Source organism: Rhizobium sp. CF142 (assembly GCF_000281145.1).
GTDB lineage: Bacteria > Pseudomonadota > Alphaproteobacteria > Rhizobiales > Rhizobiaceae > Rhizobium.
The window spans coordinates 1-24,474 of sequence record NZ_AJWE01000093.1 but is presented as its reverse complement, the minus strand read 5'-3'; the positions used below and the strand labels follow the sequence as shown (position 1 = coordinate 24,474).

Genomic DNA, 24,474 nt, shown 5'->3' with positions numbered 1-24,474 from the left:
GCGGCCGTTCCATGATGCGAACTTCTATGTCCGCTAGGGGTCGACAGGCAACAACCGTCCTAGGCCGCAAAGCGCAGCCGAGCAACTGAAAGGATATTTAGGAATGTGATTGGCGCAGGTTTCATCATAGTTCTCCAGGCAAACGCGCCTCTGCTGGAATGCTACATTGACCGTAATCGCCAATGGGCAACGTCCCGCTCAATGCCGTCACGGCGATAGGAGAAAGAAACAACTGCTGATCGAACTCCCTACCAGTGTTCTCCCAAAATAGTGCTCGTAGCTTATCCCAGTACAAAACAACGGCCCCTTGGTTCACAGGGCGACGGGCAATTCAAGCGTAAAGAGCAGAGCTCATCGTAGATGATGCTATGGGTTTTCGGCCCTGTCTTCCGGGTCGGGGGATGAGGGGATGAGGGGATGAGGGGAATGCAACATTTACCTTTGCCTTCCTCAATAGAGCATAAGCGCCGGTCTCGAGTACAATAATGGATTCGGAGCCGGTACCGACGGAAGACCGAACGCCAATCGTTGCATGGCTGGCAAACACAGATCGACCAGGGTCATCAGGACTGTGGCGACGTTCAACTCTCGATTCGAGAGATGGAACTCCGTTTCTTTATTGTGAACGATTGAGCATCGAATTTGGTACAGCAACTTTGGGAGGAGGTCGCAAGCATCGTTGAGATTGGCAAGGTTGAGTCGTTGGCCATTCGGCTTCACAGTCAGCTTCTCCATGAAATCGTGAAAGTCGTCGGCCACAAAGGCTGGGTCATGGAACAGCGCATCGAATCGATCGCGGACGTAATCGCGAAACGTTTGGATGCCAATCTGCTTTTGCCAGGATTCGGAGATTAGTTGGCTCAGATGAGCCATCTCCTTCTTCTCGACAGCAATCTCCATCTGCTTAAAATTTCGAATGCCAAACAGCGTGGATGCGTTATTGCGCCCAACAACCTTAGCGATTTGTGCGCGGATCATGTAATTTTCGAGCACGTGGTAGCAACTGAGTAGCGTGTCGAGAACCGTCGTTCGGCTATTGATCTCTCCCAATATCTCAAACGGCTCGTTAAACTGGTTGTATTCCTCGGCGGTACGGAGTGTCTCCGCGATCCCTTGAAGCGCTAGTGTAGAGGGAGCAAACACTGGGTTCGTCAGAAGGTGTCCCGCGAGAAGGACGTGATACTTGCAGTAATACAGGCGGCGCTGCTCCTGTTGCACCGAGGATACAATCCACCTCTTGCCTGTGAGATCAACCGTTTCGAGTCCTACTTTGATGGCGACACATGCTGCCATTGCTTGTGGAAAATTCGCCGAGTTAGGTCCGACTTCAAGGCCGCTACTGAAATCCAGGAGAGCGACGGACTCGTTGAAGTTTGTTGGGTGCTCGTAAACAAACAGCTTCAATCTATCGCCACTCTTGCTGAACGCCTCAAGAGCTGCCTCGCGAATAAACAAAGTACCCAGTTCGGTGGGCACTTCCTCAACCAGCTCGTCGGGATCAAGCTGGTTAGCGAGATTAAGGAACGCGACGACGTTCGTGGCCTTTGGGAAAACGTCCTTCAGCGGGGTCGCTAAAGGTAGCCGCGCGAATAGCGAAACAATCTCGGATATGAAGGTGCGGCCTGTGTCCCCGAAAATCTCGGCGGCCATAGTGGAGAGTTCATCCGCTCGAAGTATGATGTCTGTAATATTATCGAGTTCTTCCTGAGGAAGAATCGTTTCGTCGGCCGTCAGGGCCTGTGTGATGATTTCAAGAATTTTCTCACGAAGCGTCATGGAGTTCATCCTTGACGTTCACGTTGCGCCAGTTGATCGGATCAGAAATCTTGCCTCTCAGGAATGCTGATGTGGCATTGAAGACAGCTCGCTTGTTCACGTTGCCGATGTTCACCTTCGAGAGGTCAAGCGTATTCCGCCACTCTTCGAAACCTTCGAGGTTCAAGATCTCGGCGTACTGCTCGATGCGGGCGTTGAAATTTGATAGAGCTTCGATTTTTGTTCCAGGGTGGTTCTTTGCCATCGCGCCGATCGCGCCAAAGATTCCAACCAGTACCACTTCGCGACCAAGCCACCGAATTCCCGACTCGCTGCGCAGCGCGCCATCAAGGAGCCTCAGTGTCTTAGCGAACGCCGAAAGTAAACGGTCGTCGATATCGAGCAGCGACTCGTCGGAGCCGTTGTCGCCGCTAAACGATTGAGACGCTGAGAATTCCGCGTTTGTCGTTACCGTTTCGCCTTCGGTGAGCGAAACGAAAGCGGAAATAAGATGCGCGAAGTGAAATTCTCCGGGCCTTCTGCCCTTGCTGTAGGTGGTGGAAGCCTTGTCCTTCTCACGAACCATCGTGCTCGGCGCTAGTTCGTTGGCAAGAACCTCGAAGTTACTCCAGAAGATCAGCTCGATTTGGTGCTTGATGTTCACCGACTTATGCCCGGCGTTTAGTACAAGCATCTTCTGTATCTGCTGCGCTTCCGACAAGCCGAACCAAATCTCAAGCCAGATGGTGTTGTCCTCGAAGAGTTCCAATGCCTCGATGCCTTCACGCTTCGCCTCCAACACCTTCTGAAATATTTGGGGGCTGAGATCGATTTCCCGCAATTTCAGCGCGAATTGGCGCGTCAATCGCGCGACGGAAACGCTAGGCTGGTCATCAAACACTTCGTTGATATAGGCCAGCGTGTCCCATATTTCTTTGAGACGATGACTCCGTTGAAGTCCGTCAAGAACCTTGAAGTCCCCACCGAGATTGAAGACGGAGCCTACTTCGTGCGCAGGGGGGGTCGTCCCGGCGACTAGCACGATCGGGGGGATGTGTCTTTTCTTCGAAAGCGTGTCCCAAAGGTTGTCGAGAAAGCGGTTCGTTACTATGCCTCTTTGGATATAAAATTCGCGAAAATTAGCTGGCAAATTTTCGACGTATTGAGCGAGCGATGTCTTACAGAGGAAACATACAGCCTCACCCTCGGAAATCCTGTCAAGTAATTGCAGTTCCACGGGGCTAGATCCTTGCCATACAACGCCACTTTGGCGACTAAAACTGAGTTATCCTGAAAAGGTTGATTGTTAGTTTCCGAATCACCTCTTGGTTGATCAGCCACTTTTATCCACCAACTTGAGCTTCAGCGAATGGGCCGGCGCAGTCGGGGATGCCTCGACGGCGGACGCGCTGCCCGACCGCTCACCTATGATTCCACATCCTAAGATCTGAAACGATAGCTTGTGTTTTAGGAACAACACAGCGCACGAGCCCAAAACCACGAAGGTGAAAAATAGGAGCTTGACCGCGCCCGCAAGCACCCGAAAAAATGCCTGATAGGCGGATCAGTTCTCAGTGGCATAGTGACCGGAAAAAATCCGGGAAAGTTCAGCACCAGAGATCAAGCTTGTCTCTCAAGTATTTTCAGTTAACGGTCATCCTATGTCCCCACGCGCCCCATCGCAAAAATCGCAAAAACTTAAACCGCCGGATTTTGCGGATGTGCCGGAATCCCGACGCCGGAACATGTCCGCCATCCGATCGCGAGACACAAAACCCGAACACATCGTGCGCCAATTACTATACCAGCTCGGCTATAGGTTCCGGCTTCATCGCAAAGATCTGCCCGGGCACCCGGATATCGTTTTTCCCGGCCGTCGAAAGATAATTTTTGTGCATGGGTGCTTTTGGCATCGCCATGGCTGCCGAAATTCAGTACTGCCCCGCACGCGTAGGGAATGGTGGGAAGCCAAGCTGGATCGTAACGTAGAAAGAGATCTGGCAGCCCTTTCAAGACTAAAAGAATTGGGATGGTCGCCATTGGTTGTATGGGAATGCCAAGTTGGGGACAGAGAAGTTTTGGCTGAGGTGTTGCACAAGCATTTGGGGCCGCCGGGCTCCCATACGGCCCAGATGTGCTACTGAATTATGAATAGCTCGCCGAGTCGCACGGTGCAGGAAGCAAGAGGATAACACGACAAGATGAACAAGGCCGCAGCCGGCACCGTGGCTCCCCTTCTCTATAAGCTAGACAGACTTCGTCGGGGCGAGCCAGCACGCGCTCTTGATCTGTTTGCAGGCGCCGGCGGCATCAGTCTTGGCTTCCATCGAGCAGGCTTCGAGATGCGGGGCGCAGTTGAGATCGATCCCCTGGCAGCTCTCACCCATGCGAAGAACTTTCACGGGCATTTAGAAGCGGACAAGTTTAGGGCGCATGCCCAACCTCGGGATATGAGGATGGACCCAGCAGCTCTGGCGGAGGAACTTGAGCTGGGCGAGGTTGAACGTGCGATTGACGTCCTCGTTGGCGGCCCACCTTGCCAAGCCTATGCCAGAGTCGGCCGCGCCAAGCTGCGTGAGGTGGCAGATCACCCCGAGGCGTTCCGCGTTGACCCGCGAGGCAACCTTTACCTGCGCTATTTGGCTTACGTGCGCGCGTTTTGCCCTCTCGCCGTCCTGATCGAGAATGTACCCGACATCCTTCACTACGGCCACCACAACGTAGCAGAGGAGATCGTTGAGGCGCTGGACGACCTCGGCTACACGGCGCGATACTCGCTAATCAATTCGGCGTTTCATGGCGTGCCGCAGATGCGAGACCGCGTCTATCTGATCGCCTACAGGCGAGAGCTGGGACTAGATATACGCTTCCCTAAAGCTACCAATCATCTCAAGCTGCCACCAGGCTATGCCGGCACCCGTGCGGTTGCTCTGCGCTACGTGGATCGCCAGGGCGTGTCAGGTTATGTCTCTCCGGACCTCGGCCATGATGGATTGGCTGCCCCGGTATCCGCCGATGAGGCGATCGGAGACTTGGCACCTATCAGTGGTCGTTCCGTGAAGCGTGGCACCCGACGTTTCGATAAGCTCTCTACGTACCGCGAAGACCGGCAGCCGTCAGCGTACGCGATCAAGATGCGGAATTGGGCTGGGTTCGCGTCGGACGAAGGCGTCTGGGACCATGTGATCCGATACTTGCCGCGGGACCACCTTACCTTCGCCGAAATGCGTCCGGGAGCAGAGTATCCTGAGGCTCATGCAACGGCGGCAAAGATCGTTGACCGGGTTGCGTCTGAACGTGGCGTAAGGCAGGGAACGCAAGCATTCAACGAGCTATGGAATAGCATCGTTCCACCGTATGACGTAACCAAGTTTCCAAATCGCTGGTGGAAGCTCAGGCCAGAGTTCCCGGTCCGCACCTTAATGGCTCACATTGGCAAAGATACCTACTCACATATTCACTACGATGCTGCGCAGGCGCGGACGATCTCAGTTCGTGAAGCGGCTCGTCTCCAGTCCTTCCCGGATGGGTTCGCCTTCAGCGGAACCATGAACCCAGCTTTCCGCCAGATTGGCAATGCTGTTCCGCCCATGATGTCATTTGCGCTGGCTGAGGTGATCCACGAAGACCTCAGGACGGCGGCCAATACACGAACAGAAACGCAGCTACTGCAACGGCGGGGTTAGCCGAGCGCCTGCGACGCCCTAACCATCTCGATTACCTCATCCACCCCCAACGTCGGAAGATTGGCAAGGCTGACCGTATAGCGAACCGACAGAACCCCAGAGGGTGGTCGGAAGTCTTCATTGAGACGCGGAAACTCATCATCAACGTCATAAAGCGCGGCATCACGGAGATGAAAGCGGAGGAGCTCCCCAGACCTCCTCATTTCGTCCGACCAGTTGAGGCGCGAGAGCTTGAGCAGGAAGTCGTCGACCGCGGCGGGGTCATCCCTAATTAACTCGATGACCTCATCGATCAGGGACGCAAGGGTGAGCGTCCCGCCGACAGACGTCTCAAGTTGCACTGACGCCAGCAAAAGGCAACGACCGTCCGGCATCCACAATTGATCCAGGCGAGAAATGTCGTGCTCATGCCGGCTGGCGCGGGTGGTTTTCACCTCGAGATGAAGATTCCCCGAAACAAAGTCATGGCGCTCACTCTCCGGCCCGCTCCAGATCAACACGGCGCGCGACCCGAGCGCATCGATCATAATTCTGGCAAGGACAATCAATTCGCCGGCTAGGCCGACCTGGGTTGTCTGACTCATATACTGGCGCGTTGGACGCCAAGCCGACTGCCACTGCCTGACAATAGAAGCGACGGCAGTCCATGGTTCACGATTCTGGACCAGCACGGCCTCTACGACCTCCCTACATACGGGAGTGAAGACGCGCTCATGAGGGGCTGTCGCTACCAAACCAAGGAACTGCCCCTCAGTGGTGACGCGATGCCGAACCATCAGACCGTTTAAGTCCGGGAACTCCTGGGACGATGGTCCCTTGGAGACTGGGACAAGCAGATGGAGATCGCCCTCAGCGTCCATGCCCATGAGGATGGCCGTCTCTTCGTCACGGTAATGAAGGCCACGCGTTACCAGCCCATCATCCGAAGTCGGACGTCCGGACCTCAGCTCGGCCCAGGCCTCCGGATTTGGCTCCTCAGCCATCCGCCACCCCCCGATTGACGATACTGGTGCTTGCGCCGTCAGAAGTTCGCGGCAAGCTTAGGGCTACAGCAATCACAGCGTCTATCTCGCCGATGCCGAGGGGACTCGGGTCAAGCGGATACACGATAAGTAGCCCCTCGGTCGGAGGGCGCGCAGCGCGCATGGACTCCGCGTCGTAATTGCCATTTCGGCGGCGATAGGCATCGGGGCCACCCGGCAAGTCGACTCCCTCATGCCGTGGGTCAATCAAAATCCCGATGCTCTCGGAACTTGTACGAGATCTTGTAACTACCCCAGTTAACAGCCCACCAATTTTTATGTCAGCACCTTCCCGGGAACCGGCGACAAAAACTGACCAATTCACCAGTTCTCCTGTCCCGGCGCGCTCGCTGATCCAGTCAGCCAACTCTTGACCGCGGAACGCAATCACATCGTCATGCGTGCGGTACATGCGCAGGTAGTCGCAGATGATTTCAGGAGGGACATCCTGAAGCAGCCAGCCGCCAGCAATTTGCCGCCCGCCTCCGATACTGCTTATAAGACGCTCGGTCAGCACCCGGTTATCGACAAGGCGATCAGGGTTACCAAGCGGTAACATGACGGTCTGTGGGTGCTCACCGGACCAGGAGTCCTGGACTTCGGTTGAGAGCCCCGATTTGTTGCGGGCGGTCAGCAAGAGACCGGTATGTGCGCGTAGGCGAATTGCCATTTCATCCGGTCGGCGGCCAGCACGCGCCAGAGAGCGAAGAGAGTCTCTCAATGACTGTTCGACGAGCGCGAGCTCCGTAAACCACTGGGCGATGCCGTCTGTAGTCCAGACGCGAACCAGATCTTCGTAGCCCGTTCGGAACCCGTACCAGCGCGCCATTTGCAACAACGTGTCCACCATGTTGGTAGTACGGAGAAAGTACGACACTGTTAGCCCCTCAAGTGTAAGGCCACGAGACAGTCTGTTACCCCCAACCGCAACGAGATGCCGTCCCGGATAGAGGTCGTACTCAAGATTTTCTCCGGCGACGCTGTTGAGTTCGAGGATCTCAAGTCCGCCCATCACCCCACAGGCGCGCGCTATTATGTCTGAATCATCAGCCGGAAGCTCTACGCCTGCGAGATGGCTCCTGATAATTCTGCGAAAGAGACCCTCCAGGCTCTGCCCCTGTTGAAGCGCACCCTGCCAAATGTCGCGCTGATCCTTCAAAGCGCCTGCGATACGAGCCTGATCAGCCGTCCGCGAGCTGACATGCACCAGCATTGTATGCGGTTGACCTGCAAGGCCGGGGCGAAGTTCCCGGACGGCACCGGCCACGCAAAACGTGAGAAAGGCATCCGAAAGCGAGGTCGGGATCAAGTTTTCAGCAGGGCCAACAACGAGACCCGCGCTCCGGCGCCTGCCGGTGGTACGCAAACGTTGAACGTCGTCTTCCGGCACCGGCCTTAACATGTCGCGCCCCTGCGCCGCGACACCAAAGAGCTCTTCGGTGCCTGTATATCCATCCGGTCTCGGTAGCTGGAGAGCGAAGTCGCGCGGGAATAGGTCTTCTCCCGCCTCACTATCGAGCGCTTGAGGATTTATGAATATGTTGGCGAACGGGGTCGCCGTGTACGCGACGTAGCTGACCCGAGGCAAAAGCCTCAGAATAGTACGGATCAACCTGTTCGTCGGCGAAGGAGCAGAAGCCTTGTCGCTCGCGTCCTCCTCATCACTGATTGCCGGGTCACGGTTGCCCCGCGTATTGATTGAAGCTTGATCCGCCTCGTCGTCGATTACGAGCGCCGGAAGGTCCTCGACGAGTGCACCTGCCGCCTGGAGGAACTCGATTAGCTTGGCAAGGACGTGTGTGTTCTTCTTGATAACCGCCAGAAAAGCCCCGCCCCGCTCGAGAATAGCGGCATCGGTAGGCGCAAAATCCGCGTCGCGACCGGTCAACAAGGTCCAACCCGGAGCCTCCCAACTCTCTTCGGACAGCCCGACCAGTTCCCGCTCAAGGCGCACCTGGGTCTGATTGCGCAGGGAATCGTGGATCCCGGATAGCACGATGATAAGGCGATATCCCGCGTCTACAGCCCGCGCCGCCACAGCGGTGTAATTTGCGGTCTTCCCGCTCTGCACGTATCCCACAACAAGGCCACGCCCACTGAAGGATCCATTCGAAAGTGGATCCCGCAGATGCCGAAGGACGCGGAAGGATTCTGCGTCAAGCGACGCTACCTGATCCGGCTTCCAGCGTCCGTTGCTTAGCAATAAATTCTCGAGCCGGCTCCATGTTGGCCAAGAGGCTCCTGAGAGTCGGTCCACCCAGCTCGGCGCTGATGGAGGTGTCGCGAGTAAACGGAGATTAGGCATCAGCGCTCGCTTGAATCTAGCAGGAGTGCCTGTACCCCCTTCTCGTCGAGCACCGCCAGGAACGCCACGAGCTCCCCCGTGGCATCTGCGTCATTGGCAAGACGCTTCGCAAGTGCCGCGAGCTCTGGCATACGATTACTTACCTGCAAATCGCGTCCGCCAGTCAAATTCTGCGCCACTTTCCAGGCGAAACGCTCCGTTGTCACAGGCTTGTAGTTAACGACCGACGGCGGTGCCGGATGAGGAGGAGATGTGGGCGGCGCGGAGATGGTCCCGCTTTGGGTTACTCCAGGCATTCCACTCGCCGGCAGCCTCTGCACCGGAGTATTAGCTGGAATAGCAGATGCTCCGAGGGGCCTTGCCGGCTGAGGCGATGCTGGCTTTTTATACTTCGCCTTGCTCGCATTACGGGCAGGGTTGGCCAGTTTCTTGATTTCTTCCTGAACAAATGCCGGAAGGCTCACTGAACGCTTCGTAATGTTAATGTCGAACGCGGTATCAAGTTTTGTGCCGAACGAAACGATCACCCGGGCAAGCTTGGTCTTTTCGTCAGATGTTGACCACATCTGGTGCCAGCCGCCCCACTTGATCAAGCGGTCATTCCTATAAATGAAAAGACCCTGCGACTCATTGCGCTTGCCAAAAAGCCCAACGCGCCCCAGCACGTCATTTACGACCTGAGGTCCCTCAGCCTTGTGGTGCTGCTTTATCTGGTCTTCCGAAGGAAGAACAAACGGCTGCACCGTAATGGTTTCGTCGCCCGAGTTTGTGGGCATTCGAATTGGCTTTAGCTCGTAAGGCTCCACCATCGGGTGCCCAACAGGGTTATTCGGTCGAACTTCCACACCGTTGATCCGGATTGTCACCTTTTTCCGGTTCTTTGCATCCCCCTCAAGGAACCGGTGAAAGACCAGTCCCAGATGCCGTTCAAGCTCCATCACCTCGGCTGAATATGGGGACACACCTGGCACGAGCGGAGCCGCGGCGGGCGGCGTCATTTCCTTCCAAAGAATGGCCGTACCCTTTTCTCCTAGGGCGGTGGCATTGCGTTCCCAATCTTCCAGAGGCGCGTCGCTCGGCTCCCAGTCCCCAAGGTTGTCGATATCCCAGGTGAGATGGCTGAGTGAACCGCCACGTCGACGAGTAACCACTGTAAAGACGCGCGCTTGCGACCAGGACGCGCCTTTAAGGCCAAAGCCGAACTTGCCGAGGCTATTGGACTCATATTCGACATCGCTCCCCAAGGTCATTGCCTCATCGAGTTCTGGCCCTGACATACCGTCACCGTTGTCTCGGATCGTTAGCCAACGGCCGTTCCCGCTGTCCGGAGGGGCGAAGGTAACGTCAATCTCGGTTGCGTCGGCACTGATTGAATTGTCGACGAGATCTGCCACCGCGCTCGGAAGACTATGCCCAGTCTTTCCAATGATCTCTGCCAAACGCTTAGGGCGGGGCGGCAACCGCTTCCGACCCATGACACTTCCACCGTCGCTCATGATTTCTACCGTTTCTCTGTCTCGCCCGAACATTTCAGGTCTGGCGTCATTGAGTAGGCCCTGCACGCGCACGCCTTCTTCCCCATGCAGTGCGATCATCCCCGCCCGTGCTAATTCGGCGGTAGCCCCATCCGAAAGAACTCCGATCGTCACCTCAGCATCCGCGGGGAACACAGCCCAAGCGCCTGTTGCCGGTTTGACGCCCGCGTCAACCTCCATGGCGAACAGGCATCCCGGATCAACAAAATCGTAAACCTTGTCTCTTGGGCAATTGCCCTCGAACCGCCAGTTCTTTGCTTGGCGTGTAAGCCATTGCTGCTTTACAGCGATACCGTCATCCGTGTCATACCGAAGCTTCAGCGGTATGCGGTCGGTGTCCAGTGCTGTCGGAAAAACCCGGTCTACAACCGCGCCATCGAAGTTGATTGCACGCTGCTTCGAGCCTTCTTTGCCCTGACGCCGGTACTCATGGAACATGCCAAGTTCACTATGGGTCAGGACTCGCAAAATCAGAAACTTCATGCTGTATAATTTTGACCAGAGAGCGAGATGCGTCCCTTCATTTGCCGATCCTTGGCAACAACCCAGACGTTCAAGTCAACATGCCGTTTAGCCGTAGAAAACTCAAGCCCTGAGGCATCAGTAAATATTGAGATCTTGCCACCGTACTCAATCTCCAAATCAAAATTCGGACCCGGAGCACCCGGATCGTGCTGATTACAAATTGTTCCGGGTAGTGTTGCTGATATTAACGTGCGTTGCCGCAACTCGGGCGGCGTCGAATTCTTTTTGCGTACCTACGCCCCGTCATACCCTTGCACTAATCCCTGTCGAGGAGCTTCACGACAGCCGCTCCGTCGAATGCCTGGACAACTAGCAGTGCTCTGGCCAAAGCACGAAGGTTGACCCAAGCCTCCTGAGCGTCGCCGGCTCTAGGTCGACTGGCGCCTCCCACTTGGCAGGTTCCACGGTCGGGACGCGAACTGCCAGCGCGGCTAGTCAGACACGGTGGCACGATCGTTGCGGGCACCCGCTTGCTACGACGCGCCTTGAACCGTGCCTCATTGCGACGACTGCTGAGACTGGTGTGAAAGGTTCCCTCAAGCACCCTGGAAGCAAGATATGACCGCCTAGCCGCGGAGTTCAGCGCTTCATGTCTTGCTGTTCCATCGCCGAGCGAACGACGCCCGGCGACTTAACTGAACTCTAAGCCACTTCCCAAACTTGGTTGAGAATTCGTGCCGCAATTGCCGCCTTGTCCTGCGGAAGGAAGCGGCCGTAGTGCTTGGCGACCATGTCCGCCGTATCCTGAATGGCGTAGCTCGCCTGCTCGTATGAACCGGTCTGCTTCAGGATGTGCGTGGCGAGCACATCACGGACGTTGTGAGGACCATGGGGCAACAAGCCCTTGATCGCCCCTCGCCCGGTGTATGGATTGTAGATACCGTAGCGCTGGATGGTGAGCCGCCACGCCTCATAGAAGCTGGTGATGTCGTAGGCTGCGTCGGTACTCGTCGTCTTGACTGTCTTCACAAAAAAAGTCCCAGGGTCGGCGGAACCCTTCAGAAGGACCGAGCGATGACGCTCAACATAGTCATCGATATGGCGGTAGAGATCGAGCAGATCGGGCAGGATCAGCCGAAACGGTTTGTCTCCGAAGAACGACGAATGAGCGTTCTTGAAAGCCACCGCCGGGATCAAGACCTCCCAGCCACCGTCGCGATCACTCCAACGAAGTTCCCCGCGCTTGAGCTTTTCGAGCACCCGTTCCGGACGCGGCATCTGCCCCCGTGGGCATAGCATCAACTGCCGCAAGTTTTTCTGGCGAAGCCCAAGATGCAACCCTAGCCGAAGCATGAGGAACGAGCGAACCGCCTCGGCAGCCGGACGCGGATAGCGCTCCGCGTCAGGCATCAGCCGAATGATCTCCTCGGTAATCTTCCGGTATTCGCCGACCGGGCTGTCAGCTTCTAGGACCGGCATGATCGGCTCGAACGGATCGCGATGGACTCGGGCGATGCGCTGAATTTCCTTCACGCGGTGAGAGGCATGTTTGTGAAAATCCTCGCAAGCGCCGTGCCAATCCTCCCGGGCATAGTCGATCTCGTTCTGCGAGACGAGACCGGCAATCGGCTGCACACGCGACAAGAGTTCCGGATGCTGTCGAAGCCACCCGGTGCTTTCCTTAGTGATTGCCAAGGCTATCCGCAGCATGTCGACTTCCCACGCCGTGTAGAAACCCCGGCGGCTTTCGCGCCATTGCAGATACCAGTCCCAGACGCCCGGAAAGATGAGCAGTCCGAAGGTCAGTTGGCGCAGCGGCACCCCATATCCCTTGATCTCTCCCGCCTTTGACGTCGCAAGAGCGCCAAACATCAGGCCGAGATGCTCAATCTTCTGGGAGGCGGTTTCCTCACCCCAGACACCGTTTCGCTGAAATCCGATCGAGGTCAGTGCGGAGGTCTTGAAGCGGACTAGATCCGCCATTTCCATGGCAAGTGTCGGCGGCGCATCGATAACGCCGGACAGGAGGTCGGGATCCTCAATCCAGGTTTCTTCATAATTCGCCGGTACCGCGATCTTTCCATCACGCGGCGCCCGTCCACCATAGGATACGCCTGGGAAGCGGATGGCGTAGCGCTGTTTCGCTGCTGCTGCCTGGAACTTGCGGTAATCCGTTGAGCCGCTGATGATCACTCGGCGGACCCAATCCAAAATCTCCTCGCGCTTGGCGAAGGAAAGCGAATTGAAGTCATCGGGTAGATGCCACGCGATCCTGCGTCGCTCAGCAGGCTCGATACCCGAGAGATTGAACCCGGACGCCGATCGCGACTGATGTGGCAGCTTCGCTTTGAAGTAGCCTTCCGGGAGGCGGTACCGGCGCTCGATACGACCAAGCACGTCGAAGCTATCAGTGCTCCGCGGCACACGCCGGCCTTCGATCCAACTCAGCAGCGTATTCTTGTCCATGGGCTCATCAGGTCGCACCACCGATCGATAGAGAACCCAGTAGGTCTCACCGTGGCGACGCATGTGAAGCTGGAGTGCCTCGGCGAAATCGGCAGGGTCATGCCACTCGCGAAACAAGGGCTCAGGAAACTCGACTTTCACGCCTGGCTTGTGCACCACGGGGGCAGCCTGGGAACGCGTAGTTCCCGGGGGCGCCGACTTGATTGTCAGTTTCGTTTTCTCGGGGCTGGCCTTTTTTACTTTCGTTGCGCCTCCAGGCTTCCGGGAGCCCTTTTCCGCCTCTCCGGCTGTTTTCCCGTCGTCCCTGTTCCAACGAATGATGGCGTCGAACCCGGGATCGATCAAACGGTGATGCGAAGCAAGCGATCGAGCATCGATCCCGGTTATGCGAGCAACGACATCCCATTCGGTGCGGCCTGCCGTCCGAGGTGGCGCACACCGTCTTTCGATGAGCCGCCGCATATAGGCATTGAGGGCTTCGGCTTCGTCGCTGGAGAGGACAGTCGAGAGACGCAGTTCGCAATAGGCGTCGATCTTACGTTGGAAGGCTTTGATTGCAGTGAGCTTGGTCATTTCACTTCATGAGGTTTGTTACTCGGACCTTCTAGGCGAAGGGTCGGCCGAGCTAAGCGATGAGGGTTAACGAAGAATTGGAGTTGTCTGCGTCTCTACCGCATAGGGTCAGCTTCCACGCAGCAACTCACTGTCAGTCAGGATGTGCAGCACCGCGGTCTCATCCATTGCCTGGGCATCGAACAGCGCCTTCGCCAGCGCATGGAAGGCCGTCCTGCGCCTTCTAAGGATCGTCTCTGCCCGGTCGAGCGCTGCCTCCAACCTGGCATGAACACGAGCAACCAGTTCGGGATCGCGGTCGAGAACCGCGCCAGGATCGCGATGGGGCCGATAGAGCAGCGGATGCCCGCTCCCGAACCCAAGCGTCCGCTCCATATCGAAGGCAAGCCGCGTGGCCCGCGCCAGATCGCTGTCGTCACTGCCGCCGGAACCGCTCGATACACGTTTGAGCATCTGTTTCTCGGCAGCCCGCCCGGCCATCAGCATGGTGAGCATGTTTTCGTACCAATCACGCGTGTCGGTCGCCCAGGCATGGAAACCGACCAGATTGTAGCCGCCCTGCCCGGTATCGATGTGGAGACTGCGGATGGGACCGAGATCAAGCGCATGATGGACGACGGCATGCCCCGCCTCGTGGTAGGCGAAGCGCCAGCGCAGATCATGAGGCACGGGTGGGCGATCACCGCGAATGCCGTCTTCGATATCCTGATAGCGGATCGCCCGCTTGCCGCGGCGCGCCTTCAACCGCGCCTCCCGGACGATGCGCTCGATATCCGCACCCGTCAGCCCCATCGCCCGCGTTGCGAGACGCCGCAGGATAGCATCGACGGAATCCTGTTGCGCGGCCGCCGGCATTCCCGACGTGTTGGTGTTCTGTGGCTCCGTCATCGGCTGGCTCCCTTCCGTTGATCTTCCGCCTCTTCCTCCAGATAGTCGGCGACGATCTTCCTGAGCGAGAAGCCGTCCTCGGTTTCCGCCCGGGCGTCCTCTACCGGCGCGGAGATCAGCGCCATCACATCGTCACCGAGATGATGAGCGAGGATTTCCGCAAGCGTCGGGGCATCAGGCCTTTGGATTTCGACATGGGTCTCCAGCCGCCCGGAGCGCTTGATCGCCTCGTCGATATGATCGGGCCTGTTGGTTGCGCCGACGACGATCAGCCCCTCGTTCCTGACGGCGCCGTCGAGCAACTCCAGCGCCTTGTTGACAACGGCATTCCAGTAGTCGGCATATTCCCGCTCGGCCGGCTGCCGCTTGCCGATGCCGTCGATCTCGTCGATGAACAGGATCGCGGGCGCCATGGCCCGCGCCTCGACAAACGTCTTCGCCATCCTGTCGATGACATCGTTCAAATGCCCGCCCTGCAGCCAGGTCGAGACCGAGCTGACCACCAACGGGATCTGCAGACTGTTACACAACGCCCGGGCAAAGGTCGTCTTGCCGGTACCGGGTGGACCGGACAGCAGCAGCCTGGTGCTCATCTCCGACCACGCGAGGATGCTGGCGCGGTAATCGTGGAGATCGGCCTTGAGATCGAGCGCCCAGTCCTTCGCCTTACCATATCCGGAAAGCGTTTCGACGGTCACGGGCGGCTTGCGGCCGGCCTCATCGGCCGTCAGCAAAGGTTCCGGCTGGATCAGCTCGGCGCCCGATGGCTTGTCCTTCTTCCAACGGCCGCTACTTTCGGTGTCGGACGGCTTCGGCTTCTTGTCCGATCCCTGGAGTTTCTCGGGGGAGGTGCTGGAAGATGCCGATCCAGTCGTCTTATCGTCCCCCTCGTCGCCATCTTCTTCCTCAAAGTCTCCGCGATTGCGATCGATCAGCGTCGCAAGGACGTGCAGCACGTCCCGGATATGCCGTCCCGGGCGGAAGGCAAGCACCAGATCCTCGAGCGACAACCAGCGCGCATCGGCATCCGACGGCAGGCCGAGCGCCCCGATTGCCGTATCCGGATAGAGCACCTCGACCAGATTGGCGACGAACCGTCGATCGAGCTTTCCCGTTTCCAGCGAAAGATCGGCCGAGATACGCAGCAGGGATGGAATGTCCGATTGCTTCTCCGTAATAGCGAGGATCGGAAAGTCCCGGGACAGCGCACTGATCATCCGCCGGCGCAGGGCATTGCCGGTGACGCGATGCACGCCGGCGCCCGAGAACGTCATAAGACGCCTGCGTGACTCGCCTTCTACGACGTCGAAGTAGTCGTCGTTGAACATGTGGTCCGCCTCGACGATCGCAAACGGACCGCCAGGCACCAGCCGGGATTTTTCAAGGAGCCGCAGCACTTCCCGCTCGAAGCCATCGAGCGGCGCATGGAGGATGACCACCGGCGTCACACGGGTCAGCGCATAAACAATCTCCCGAAGGGATCGCCTTCCACTCTCCGCCGCGCGTGCCAGAACCAGGGTTGCAACGATGTGACTGACCGATGGCATAGCCGCTGCCCGATCCACGAGGCCGACGGCATAGGCACGCCGATCGATACCGTTGCCCGGCACGGCGTCCTGCGCGATTGCGCCGCGATGCGCCCGAGGGAGAGCCATGAGTTGCGAGGCGAACGGCGGATGAACGATCCCGGCGGTCACGGCACCATCGCCACCAGAGCCGGGCGTCGGATTGCCGTTCTCTTTCGGTGTCATAAGCCCCGCGCCAAAATTCCGTCGGAACCGGGCATCATCCCGAACCGGATCGCCGGTCAGCCATGTCATGTCGAAGGCAGGGCTGTAGCGGCAGAGCATGTGGCCATCGACATCGACCATCCTTGCCTCGAGCAGACCATTGCGCAGTGCGGCCCTGCGCGCCTCGCGGCGGGCAAGATGTCGAAGCCGGTGAACGAACAGACGAGCGAGCTTATCCATCAATCCGGCCTCCGGTCTCCGCGGCAATAATTGCCGTTTTGGCGCTCTGTACCGGATCGCGCGGACGCATCCGGCCACGCCGCCGCCCGTCGATGGGACCGGGTTTTGCGATCTTCGCCAACACACGCTCGCGCGGCGAATGGCGTGACCGGTGGCTGTCAGCCGACATGACAGGCAACACCCCGCGCCGGTCGAGATCGCGATTGCGGTTCTGAAGCCAGTCGAGCAGCAGGTGGCATGCCGCATTGCCGCCGTCGGCAAGTGCACGCAGCCGCAGCATCAGGGGCTCCGGCACGGGACCATCCAGCAGAGGCCCTTGCCGGCCGAAGGCGAGCGCCAAGCCGATGAGAACGGCCGGATCGTCGCGACCGCTCACGTCAGAGGGTTCGAAGCTGGGCGCCATCCTGCTGCGAACACAGGGCAACGCAACGGTATCGATCGTGATCGGCTCGCAACGGAAGCCGGCCACAGACGGGCTGTGGGTATCGATGGACATGACTGTCTCCTCACCGGAGCGCATCGGCATCCGGCGTTTTGGAAGGGAAGAAGGGGAAGCCGGCCACGCACTCAGCGCGGCCGCGATCAGTGCCGTTAAGCTGGCAGATCGTCAGTGCCGGCGCGGACGGCGGGCAAAGCCGACCCGGATACGGACCGGTTCCGGTTCATCGCCCTGATCCTCGTCGAAGCAGCCGAGGTCATAATGACCATCGTCGTCTTCTCGCGGGGCCATCGCCAACTCTTCCTCGTAGCTGCGCGCCGAACCGTTCAATGCGATCGGTGGCTTGCCGAACACTGTCGAACCGGATGCAGCATCCGGCACGACACCGAGGGCCTTGCGCGCTTCGGCTTCGAGAAGCTGCTGCACACGGCGGCCAAAGCGCAGGCGCAGTTCGGCCATGCACGCGGCAACACCATCGATCTCCAGGAGGTCGTCGATCTCGGACAGGGCCCAGATGCCGGTGGCGTGATCGCTCGGGCGGCTGGCGCCGTCAACGATCGCGACCTCGACAGTGTCGACCATCAGACGCTTGTGGTTTTTATAGAGCCAGTCCGGCAGCACCATCGCCGAGGCCATCATCTTGAGCTTCAACTCCTCGAGCCGGCTGGTGTCGCCATAAGAGGCAAGCGACCGCTTCAGGTCGAGGATGTAGGCCGTGTGCCGGGCGCGGTTCACAAGGATCAGGTCCGGCGTGTAGCTGCCCTTGGCCGGCGCCTCGCAGTCGAGCTTGATGCCGTCGAGGCTGGACCAATCGTTTCCGGAAACAGCCTCGAGTGCCGCCTTGACCAGTGGCAGTTTCAGCGACTGGGTCAGGACAACGATGTTGGGATTGGCTTTCGCCAGCCGCTCGACCGCCTGCTCCAGGAGCTTGCCTTCGCGGAACGAGACGGCGCGGACGAGCGAGGCGATGTGGACGTAATGGCCGAGGATGTCGTCCTCGACCGGTTCGCCGTCGGCAATGGCCGCGATGGCGCGATCGATCAGCAGGTCGAGATCGGCCTCGACCTCAGCGAAGCGAACGATTTGCGGATGGCGGCGTAGGGCAGCCGGTTCGCTGATACTGCAGGCCCCGAAGCCGAACGAGCGCTGCGAGAACATGGAGGCCGCGGCGGCGGTCGAACGGAGAACTTCCCCATTGGGGATCATAGAGGTAAACGTGGTCATAGCCCGATTCCTTTGTCAGAAGGCTTGAGGGTCAGGCCCTTGGTAGCGTTGGCGCGCTGCCTCGGGCCGTTTTGTGTCCGGTCTTCCGAACAGCCCCAACCTGGCAGGACCGGCGGGCGGGCTCAAGGACCCTGAGCGCAAAATCAGAACAAAGCCGGTACAAGGTTAACGCCGGGCTCACACGGCTTGTCGCCGACAAACGCTTCCGAGGGATTGGCAGTATCCGAAGGCAAAAGGAAAAGGGCCGCAACGCGGCCCTCTTGAGTTCGCCGGGAAGGCCGAGGCCTTCGAGCAAGCTGCATCTTACGGCGTGACCGCAGGCACGGATTCGACCACGACAGGGTCATCCGCAAGCGGCGGCACCTTGGCAAACTGCTTGCGGCTCCGAGGCGCCTCACGGCTGACCGTCATGAAGCCGTCGGTCGCCTCTTCAAGTGCGGCGCCAAACCGCTCGATCGCCTCATCGGAGACATCGGCATCCTTCGAGACCTCGTCCGGCATTGCCGGATCGGCATCCTGACGGTCGCCGGCGCCGTCCGCCTCTTCCAAAACCATCGGCTCGAAAGCCGGAACAGCCGGCGCCGCGAGCGGCCAATCCGGCGCCCGTTCCTTCGACACCGCCCAGCCGAGCACCGGAAGCACATGCAACGCAAGCCAGTCGCGCATCTCCTTCGACTTCGGCCAGCCATCGACCCCGCCCAATGTATAGAGCGTGTCGTTGACGTCGGCCCAGCCGGTCTTCTTCGGGAACTTCGTTGGCTTGGTGTTGCGGCCCCAATCGAGGTCCGGCTCGACGAACAGCGCCAGGCTTTCGAGCTCCTGACGGGCGACCCGGGCGATGTCCTGGATGTCCTTCGCCAGTGCCTCCTTGATCACCCGGCTCTTGGCCAACGCAGCCTCGATCGCCTGGCAGATCGCGACGATATGGGCGATGAACGCCTTCAGACCCTCGCGGACCTTGATGGCGATCAGTGCCTTCAGTCCGCCAACGCCACCGTCACGGAACTGATCGCCCGTCTCCGGCTTGTCGCCACCCTCCTCGCCGCCGGCCAGAATGGCCTTCACATCGGCGACCTGCAGACGCCCGTTCTCTTCCGCGAAGGAGATGGCCGCCTTGACCTGATCGTCCGTTGCCGAACTCAGATGGAACAGCACCGTCGCCCCGACCGACAGATCGACCAGTTCGTCACGGTAGGGCGTGAGATTGCGGAACACCGCCGTGTAATTGCGGGCGCTGCGCGGTGCGAGGCCGCAGCGCATCTTCACCCACTTGTCGAACCGGCCGTCGGCCAGAAGGTCCGCGGCCTGGGCCAGATGATCGCCGAGTTCGAAAGTCTGCTCGGTCGTACGGCGGCCGAGGTCGAAGATATGGGCAGCGCTGGTTTCGAGTTGATCGCGCAGCGTCTGCCCGATGCCGTTGTCTTCATAGGAGAAGGCGGCGGTCGTGGTCGTCTTGTTGGTCTTTGTATGCATTGAAGTCTCCGGGTAACGAGATACTATAATATCCGATTAACTACTCATCGAATGACACTATTATCGCACCGATATCACCGCCATGCAAATTCAAGTAAAAACAGAACATAATATAGAATCGTATTAATTCTTGATAATTGGGCTACGTTTTCGCGATTCGCCTTTCCAATTATCTAAAACTTTACCAAAATAGACTTATTTCAATAATTATTTTCGGAGATTTATTACTTATCAATGAACGATATTACTTATATCTCAAATCAAAGCGCGAAGCGGGATCACGCGACCACCTGCCTGAACGGCTTTGCCGAAGACGTGTCGGGGACAAAAAACGGAGCGCCAAGTAAATATGGCTATCTCCACCTCGCCCATGCGCAACGTCCGTTCTCCGTCATCCGCCAACCCGGTCACAACCGCGGCACACCGGTACGGAGGATAGACGGACACCGTCTCTCCGGATGAACCGTGGCCGGTAGCCGAGACGACGGACATGACCCGCAGCAGGCGATAGCACCCAGCCGGAGACGGCTGAGAAGTCCAGTCAGGTTACGCACGCGTCATCGCAACGTGTCCGCACGTTAAAACAAATTTCGCTCATTTGATTCCGGCTTGGAGATTTTTGATTCCGAACGCTGATCATTTGATTCATGGCCGCCGTTTGCCCCTCGCCAAGTCACCTCGACCTGTCTCAACGTGCCCGCAATGCATCTCAAGTTGCGCTCATTCGATTCAAAACCGCGGACAAACGATTCATAAACCGGGATTTCCGATTCCCTGCAAACGGCGTTGCCGGTGGAGCGCCGGTCTGACATGCGTAGGCAGAGACCCAACGGGGAAGAGTGTATGCCAGCGAAGTCCGAGGAGATCCGCAACCGCAAACAGCGCGAACGGCAGCAAAGGCTGCGCGACGCCGACCGTCAGGCCAAACGCCCCGGACGCGACGACGTTGCCCGGACGGCACTGTTCATGGCGATCTCCGCCATGGCAGCCGAGGGAGCAACGGAAACGCTGGAAAAGTTTAAAAGACGGGTGGTCAGGATGCTGGTCAAGCAGGGCTTCGACGAGCACGAATCCCACACCGTCTTCGATGGGCTTGTCGAGAAGTACCGGGATGGCGACTGGCCGTTCCGGCGCAAGCCCCACCTGCTCTATCCTGATGGCGCCGATCAAGGCGACTGAGCAGTTCCGCTCTACCTGCCTGCCGATTCCGGCCTTGGCTATCCCACGTTGCCGATGGAACGCCTGACGGCGTTTGCACCGTTTACGACTTCTCCCCCCATTACTCGGTTAAACGCCGTTTGATTCCTGAATCGGATTTACAGAGTGCTGGGGGGACAGATCGCCTAAGATCAGCTCATCAGCATCCATCCGATTAGCTAAAATGCTATCGATCTGATTAAGCCGTGGTCAGCCAGGTTTTCAAATAAACTTGGCTCCCTCCAGGCCGCCGCGTTGATTTCCCAAAGGGTATGGATAATGTCGCCGGCGGCTGAGGTGAACGCCTCGGCCGGAATGCGCACCAGCGGAAGCCCTTGCATGGCGGAAACTGGTTTTCTGATTGGCTTTTTGCTATCCGGGACAATCTTGCAAGGGAGGAGTCCTGGCGCGCTCGTGACACCGATGATCGAGTTGCGTACCGATTTTTTACAGAGGCTCTGGCCGGTGCGGACCGTCCTGCAGAGCATTGCCCAGCCTGTGTCACCTTATCCGTGTGGTGGCTTTACAGGCACAAAGAGATGGGATCGAGGGCGAACGGACGCCTGAGGGATCCAGAGTGGTGAGCGCATTCCTTCAACTCCACCCTGGATACGAAGGATCCGAACGTGCCCAACATCATCTACCTCCCGTCCGCACTCGGTGCGATCAAGACCCACCACCTCCACGACGTCGATAATGACACCAGGACCTACCCGTACGCTGCCCCGAGCGCGATTGCCTCGATTACCGGCGAGCCGCTTTCGCGCGTGCGAGACGCGGTCCGGCTTGTTCGCTTCGGTGCAGGTTGGGTGCACCGTTCGCGCTCTCCGATCATCAACTATATGTCGGATACCGACATCGAGGAGACGATGCGGGCCCTGGGCTATGTCGGCGAGTGGCACGACGTTGCCGGCTATCCGACCCTTGCGGCCTATCTGAAGCGCCGCACGGGCATTCAGAAGAGCCACCCCTGTATCGTTTTCCTAACCACGCACTGCGTCGCCGTCAGCGGGGACCTGTTTTGCGGCCCTGCCAATGATGGCGTGATGATCGACATCGACAGAGCTCCGGAGCGTCGCAAACGGGTGAACGGCGTCTTCGTCGTCACCCACCGCATCACCGCAGCCCAGATCCCGTCGAAAGCGCCCTCACGCAAAAAGCCGGACCATCGTACGGCGGAGGAGAAGCGCATAGTCAGGGAACGGGACCGCCTGTTTCGCGAAGCCGTCAAGGCGGAGACCGGTGCAACGCGGATCATGGTGACCTCCACCGAAGTCTTCATTATCCGCCCCGCCGATACCGGCTGGACGTGGTGCGGCGCGCGCGACAGCGTCGTGGACAGCCTGCTCAAGCTTCAGCGGCATGGCTGGATTGGCGGCAACACCGATGAGGCCTCGGCTTATCGTACCGCGATGGGCTACTAGCCAGCGCTCACGAACAGCTCTTCATTGGCGGCAATAATTGCCGCCAACCCCAGTGGACCAGCGGCCATGACGGCCCGGCATCGCAGCGGGGGCTCACAGGTCTCCCGCCGCCGGTTACCATGTCTTCCGAGGATTTTTTAACTGAGGACCACAATGACGAAGACCGTCCTGTTTTACGCGCGCTATTCGACCGACCGCCAGAACGAGGTATCGATCGAGACCCAGGTCGAACTCGGCAAGACGTTTGTCGCCGACAGGGGCTGGAAGCTGGTCGAGACCTATGCAGACTCCGCGATCAGCGGAACCTCCTTCACATCGCGTCCCGGCATCCAGCAGCTACTGGCGCATGTAAAGCGCGAGCGGATCGATGTCGTGCTCTGTGTCACAGTCGACCGACTGTCGCGCGACGTCGAGCACAGCTCAAAAATCCTCAAGGAACTCAACTACCACGACACGGCGATCTGGACAGTTCAGGCCGGCCAGGAGATCAGTCATATCGAGCTCCATATGCGCTCTACGCTCAGCCATGAGCTTGTCGAGCAGATCCGTTACCGCACGAGAGAAGGCATGAAGACAGCGGCGCGCAAGGGCATCGCAACCACCCGTCTTTCTTATGGCTACCGCCTGGGCCAGCAGCGCGACGCCAACGGCGACCGCATCAAGGGCCTGCGCGAGATCGAACCGGCCCAGGCAGAGATCGTGCGCTGGATCTTCGAGCAATATGCAAATGGCGTCAGTCCGGCGGCTATCGCCCAGAGCCTCAATGACCGCCGCGTTCCGGCGCCACAGGAGAACTATTGGCGTGACGACACCATCCGCGGGGATGGCAAACGCCGCAGCGGCATTCTTCACAACGAGCTCTATGTCGGCCGGATCGTCTGGAACAAGCAGAATTACCGCAAGAACCCCGAGACCGAACGCCGCACCGCCCGCCTCAACGACAAAAGCGAATGGGTTGTGACGGAAGTGCCGTCCATGCGCATCATCAGCGATGAGCTCTGGGCGCGCGTCAAGGAGCGGCAAGTGGCGACGCTCGAGAACTTTTCCCGCACGACCACCAATCGGCTGAACAGGACACACCGGCCGAGCTACCTGCTGAGCGGGATGCTGGAATGCGCAGAGTGCGGCGGATCCTACGCCATCATGGCCAAGGAACGCTACGGCTGCTCCAACCACAAGAACAAGCTGCCAATCGACGGGCTCGACGGCGCCTGCTGCTCCAACCAGAAGACCATTCTCCGCAAGAAACTGGAGGACCGGGTGCTGTCCTGCCTCCCCGCCGCATTCTTCGGCATGGGTGTGTTCGACGATGTCGCCGGACAGGCGCGCCAGAACCTTGCGGCCTCGATGAAGAAGGAACCGGACGAGCGCCAGCGCATTTCCGGGGAATTGAAGGCCGCCGAACAGGAACAGCGCCAGATCATCCAGCAGATCAGTGACCGTTCGGCCGAGGGTCGCCCTCGCCTCGCCGCCCTCGACGATATGCTCGACCAGCTCGAGGAACGCCGGGCCGGCCTCGAGACCCGGCTGAAGCAGGCGCCGGCGGGGGAAGATTTCGGGGAGAAGATCAGGAAGCTGAAGGCGGAAGTCAGTCCTGAAGCTATCGAGCTGATCATCAACTCGGCCTTCTATTACATGCGCGAGCACGCCGACACGGAAACGAAGCAGCCGTTCATCAATATCGTGCGTCAGTTCATCCAGAAGGTGGTGATCGGCAAGACCCCGGGCCACCAGCCGGCATCGCTCGAAGTCCATGGCCGCATCGCCTCGATCCTGGCTGCGATGGAAGCGGCAACGATCCTGGAGAAGCAGTTCGAGGCACTGAAGCAGCACGATTATCTGGAGCGGCTCCGCGCCGGCGAACTGGACACTGCGCAGAAACAAAAAAAGCTCCTCGACGCTTACGCGGAGGAGCTCTCTGTTAAACGACTTGAATGGTCAAATATTCAAGTCTCAGTGGTTGCGGGGGCAGGATTTGAACCTGCGGCCTTCAGGTTATGGTGAGCTTTAGCGAACGAGGAGCTACCGATCGCTAAGGGAAAGCGAAGCTTT

Annotated in this window: 17 protein-coding genes; 6 read left to right on the top strand and 11 right to left on the bottom strand. The window is 58.7% G+C overall.

Annotated features, from left to right (window positions below):
* Positions 1 to 450 precede the first annotated feature (450 nt).
* Both PMI11_RS19395 and PMI11_RS19390 read right to left on the bottom strand, forming a co-directional pair.
* The gene (locus PMI11_RS19395; protein WP_007820282.1) at positions 451 to 1,776 is read right to left on the bottom strand and encodes a hypothetical protein; all 1,326 of its coding nucleotides are present in this window, start codon (positions 1,774 to 1,776) and stop codon (positions 451 to 453) included.
* On the bottom strand, positions 1,763 to 2,992 hold the full coding sequence (locus PMI11_RS19390; RefSeq protein ID WP_007820280.1) for a hypothetical protein: 1,230 nt from the start codon (positions 2,990 to 2,992) through the stop codon (positions 1,763 to 1,765). Before PMI11_RS19390 ends, PMI11_RS19395 begins: the two co-directional genes overlap by 14 nt.
* A gap of 424 nt (positions 2,993 to 3,416) precedes the next feature.
* Here PMI11_RS19390 and PMI11_RS36655 point away from each other — a divergent pair, with 424 nt between their 5' ends.
* Positions 3,417 to 3,899 carry a very short patch repair endonuclease gene (locus PMI11_RS36655; RefSeq protein WP_081493276.1) on the top strand — a complete coding sequence of 161 codons (483 nt, stop codon included), beginning with the start codon at positions 3,417 to 3,419 and terminating at the stop codon, positions 3,897 to 3,899.
* Positions 3,900 to 3,956: 57 nt separating this feature from the next.
* Positions 3,957 to 5,441: a DNA cytosine methyltransferase gene (locus tag PMI11_RS19380; protein WP_007820279.1), complete on the top strand. Its 1,485-nt coding sequence runs from the start codon at positions 3,957 to 3,959 to the stop codon at positions 5,439 to 5,441.
* Here the strand turns inward: PMI11_RS19380 and PMI11_RS19375 are convergent.
* The 9 genes from PMI11_RS19375 to PMI11_RS19335 form a co-directional block, all read right to left on the bottom strand.
* A complete protein-coding gene (locus tag PMI11_RS19375; protein ID WP_007820278.1) occupies positions 5,438 to 6,424 on the bottom strand; it encodes a PD-(D/E)XK motif protein in 987 nt (328 codons plus the stop codon). The genes PMI11_RS19380 and PMI11_RS19375 overlap by 4 nt on opposite strands.
* Positions 6,417 to 8,534 (bottom strand): Z1 domain-containing protein, encoded by a 2,118-nt coding sequence (locus PMI11_RS19370; RefSeq protein ID WP_202803155.1) that lies wholly within the window; start codon positions 8,532 to 8,534, stop codon positions 6,417 to 6,419. Before PMI11_RS19370 ends, PMI11_RS19375 begins: the two co-directional genes overlap by 8 nt.
* A 233-nt stretch (positions 8,535 to 8,767) precedes the next feature.
* Positions 8,768 to 10,786 carry an ATP-binding protein gene (locus PMI11_RS19365; RefSeq protein ID WP_007820275.1) on the bottom strand — a complete coding sequence of 673 codons (2,019 nt, stop codon included), beginning with the start codon at positions 10,784 to 10,786 and terminating at the stop codon, positions 8,768 to 8,770.
* A gap of 684 nt (positions 10,787 to 11,470) precedes the next feature.
* The gene (locus PMI11_RS19360; protein ID WP_007820274.1) at positions 11,471 to 13,807 is read right to left on the bottom strand and encodes a hypothetical protein; all 2,337 of its coding nucleotides are present in this window, start codon (positions 13,805 to 13,807) and stop codon (positions 11,471 to 11,473) included.
* Positions 13,808 to 13,915: 108 nt separating this feature from the next.
* Positions 13,916 to 14,695: an ATP-dependent Zn protease gene (locus tag PMI11_RS19355; RefSeq protein WP_007820273.1), complete on the bottom strand. Its 780-nt coding sequence runs from the start codon at positions 14,693 to 14,695 to the stop codon at positions 13,916 to 13,918.
* Positions 14,692 to 16,665, bottom strand: a complete 1,974-nt coding sequence (locus PMI11_RS19350) for an AAA family ATPase (protein WP_007820272.1) — start codon at positions 16,663 to 16,665, stop codon at positions 14,692 to 14,694. Before PMI11_RS19350 ends, PMI11_RS19355 begins: the two co-directional genes overlap by 4 nt.
* A complete protein-coding gene (locus PMI11_RS19345) occupies positions 16,658 to 17,161 on the bottom strand; it encodes a hypothetical protein (RefSeq protein ID WP_007820271.1) in 504 nt (167 codons plus the stop codon). Before PMI11_RS19345 ends, PMI11_RS19350 begins: the two co-directional genes overlap by 8 nt.
* A 111-nt stretch (positions 17,162 to 17,272) precedes the next feature.
* Entirely contained in the window at positions 17,273 to 18,328 is a 1,056-nt protein-coding gene (locus tag PMI11_RS19340) for a hypothetical protein (RefSeq protein WP_007820270.1), read from the bottom strand.
* 303 nt (positions 18,329 to 18,631) lie between these two features.
* Positions 18,632 to 19,801 (bottom strand): hypothetical protein, encoded by a 1,170-nt coding sequence (locus tag PMI11_RS19335; RefSeq protein WP_007820259.1) that lies wholly within the window; start codon positions 19,799 to 19,801, stop codon positions 18,632 to 18,634.
* A gap of 234 nt (positions 19,802 to 20,035) precedes the next feature.
* Here PMI11_RS19335 and PMI11_RS37370 point away from each other — a divergent pair, with 234 nt between their 5' ends.
* From PMI11_RS37370 to PMI11_RS19315, 4 genes are all read left to right on the top strand, one after another.
* Positions 20,036 to 20,263 (top strand): hypothetical protein, encoded by a 228-nt coding sequence (locus PMI11_RS37370; protein WP_007820258.1) that lies wholly within the window; start codon positions 20,036 to 20,038, stop codon positions 20,261 to 20,263.
* A 381-nt stretch (positions 20,264 to 20,644) separates the two neighbouring features.
* Positions 20,645 to 20,980 carry a hypothetical protein gene (locus tag PMI11_RS19330; RefSeq protein WP_007820257.1) on the top strand — a complete coding sequence of 112 codons (336 nt, stop codon included), beginning with the start codon at positions 20,645 to 20,647 and terminating at the stop codon, positions 20,978 to 20,980.
* Positions 20,981 to 21,624: 644 nt separating this feature from the next.
* Positions 21,625 to 22,422, top strand: a complete 798-nt coding sequence (locus PMI11_RS19320; RefSeq protein ID WP_007820255.1) for a hypothetical protein — start codon at positions 21,625 to 21,627, stop codon at positions 22,420 to 22,422.
* Positions 22,423 to 22,575: 153 nt separating this feature from the next.
* Positions 22,576 to 24,426, top strand: coding sequence for a recombinase family protein (locus PMI11_RS19315; protein WP_007820253.1), 1,851 nt, complete (start codon positions 22,576 to 22,578; stop codon positions 24,424 to 24,426).
* Positions 24,427 to 24,474 lie beyond the last annotated feature (48 nt).

Coding starts and splice junctions, on each gene's coding strand:
- PMI11_RS36655 (WP_081493276.1), top strand. CDS start 3,417: ATGTCCCCACGCGCCCCATCGCAAAAATCGCAAAAACTTAAACCGCCG.
- PMI11_RS19365 (WP_007820275.1), bottom strand. CDS start 10,786: ATGAAGTTTCTGATTTTGCGAGTCCTGACCCATAGTGAACTTGGCATG.
- PMI11_RS19380 (WP_007820279.1), top strand. CDS start 3,957: ATGAACAAGGCCGCAGCCGGCACCGTGGCTCCCCTTCTCTATAAGCTA.
- PMI11_RS19355 (WP_007820273.1), bottom strand. CDS start 14,695: ATGACGGAGCCACAGAACACCAACACGTCGGGAATGCCGGCGGCCGCG.
- PMI11_RS19395 (WP_007820282.1), bottom strand. CDS start 1,776: ATGACGCTTCGTGAGAAAATTCTTGAAATCATCACACAGGCCCTGACG.
- PMI11_RS19315 (WP_007820253.1), top strand. CDS start 22,576: ATGACGAAGACCGTCCTGTTTTACGCGCGCTATTCGACCGACCGCCAG.
- PMI11_RS19340 (WP_007820270.1), bottom strand. CDS start 18,328: ATGACCACGTTTACCTCTATGATCCCCAATGGGGAAGTTCTCCGTTCG.
- PMI11_RS19330 (WP_007820257.1), top strand. CDS start 20,645: ATGCCAGCGAAGTCCGAGGAGATCCGCAACCGCAAACAGCGCGAACGG.
- PMI11_RS37370 (WP_007820258.1), top strand. CDS start 20,036: ATGAACGATATTACTTATATCTCAAATCAAAGCGCGAAGCGGGATCAC.
- PMI11_RS19375 (WP_007820278.1), bottom strand. CDS start 6,424: ATGGCTGAGGAGCCAAATCCGGAGGCCTGGGCCGAGCTGAGGTCCGGA.
- PMI11_RS19335 (WP_007820259.1), bottom strand. CDS start 19,801: ATGCATACAAAGACCAACAAGACGACCACGACCGCCGCCTTCTCCTAT.
- PMI11_RS19345 (WP_007820271.1), bottom strand. CDS start 17,161: ATGTCCATCGATACCCACAGCCCGTCTGTGGCCGGCTTCCGTTGCGAG.
- PMI11_RS19350 (WP_007820272.1), bottom strand. CDS start 16,665: ATGGATAAGCTCGCTCGTCTGTTCGTTCACCGGCTTCGACATCTTGCC.
- PMI11_RS19360 (WP_007820274.1), bottom strand. CDS start 13,807: ATGACCAAGCTCACTGCAATCAAAGCCTTCCAACGTAAGATCGACGCC.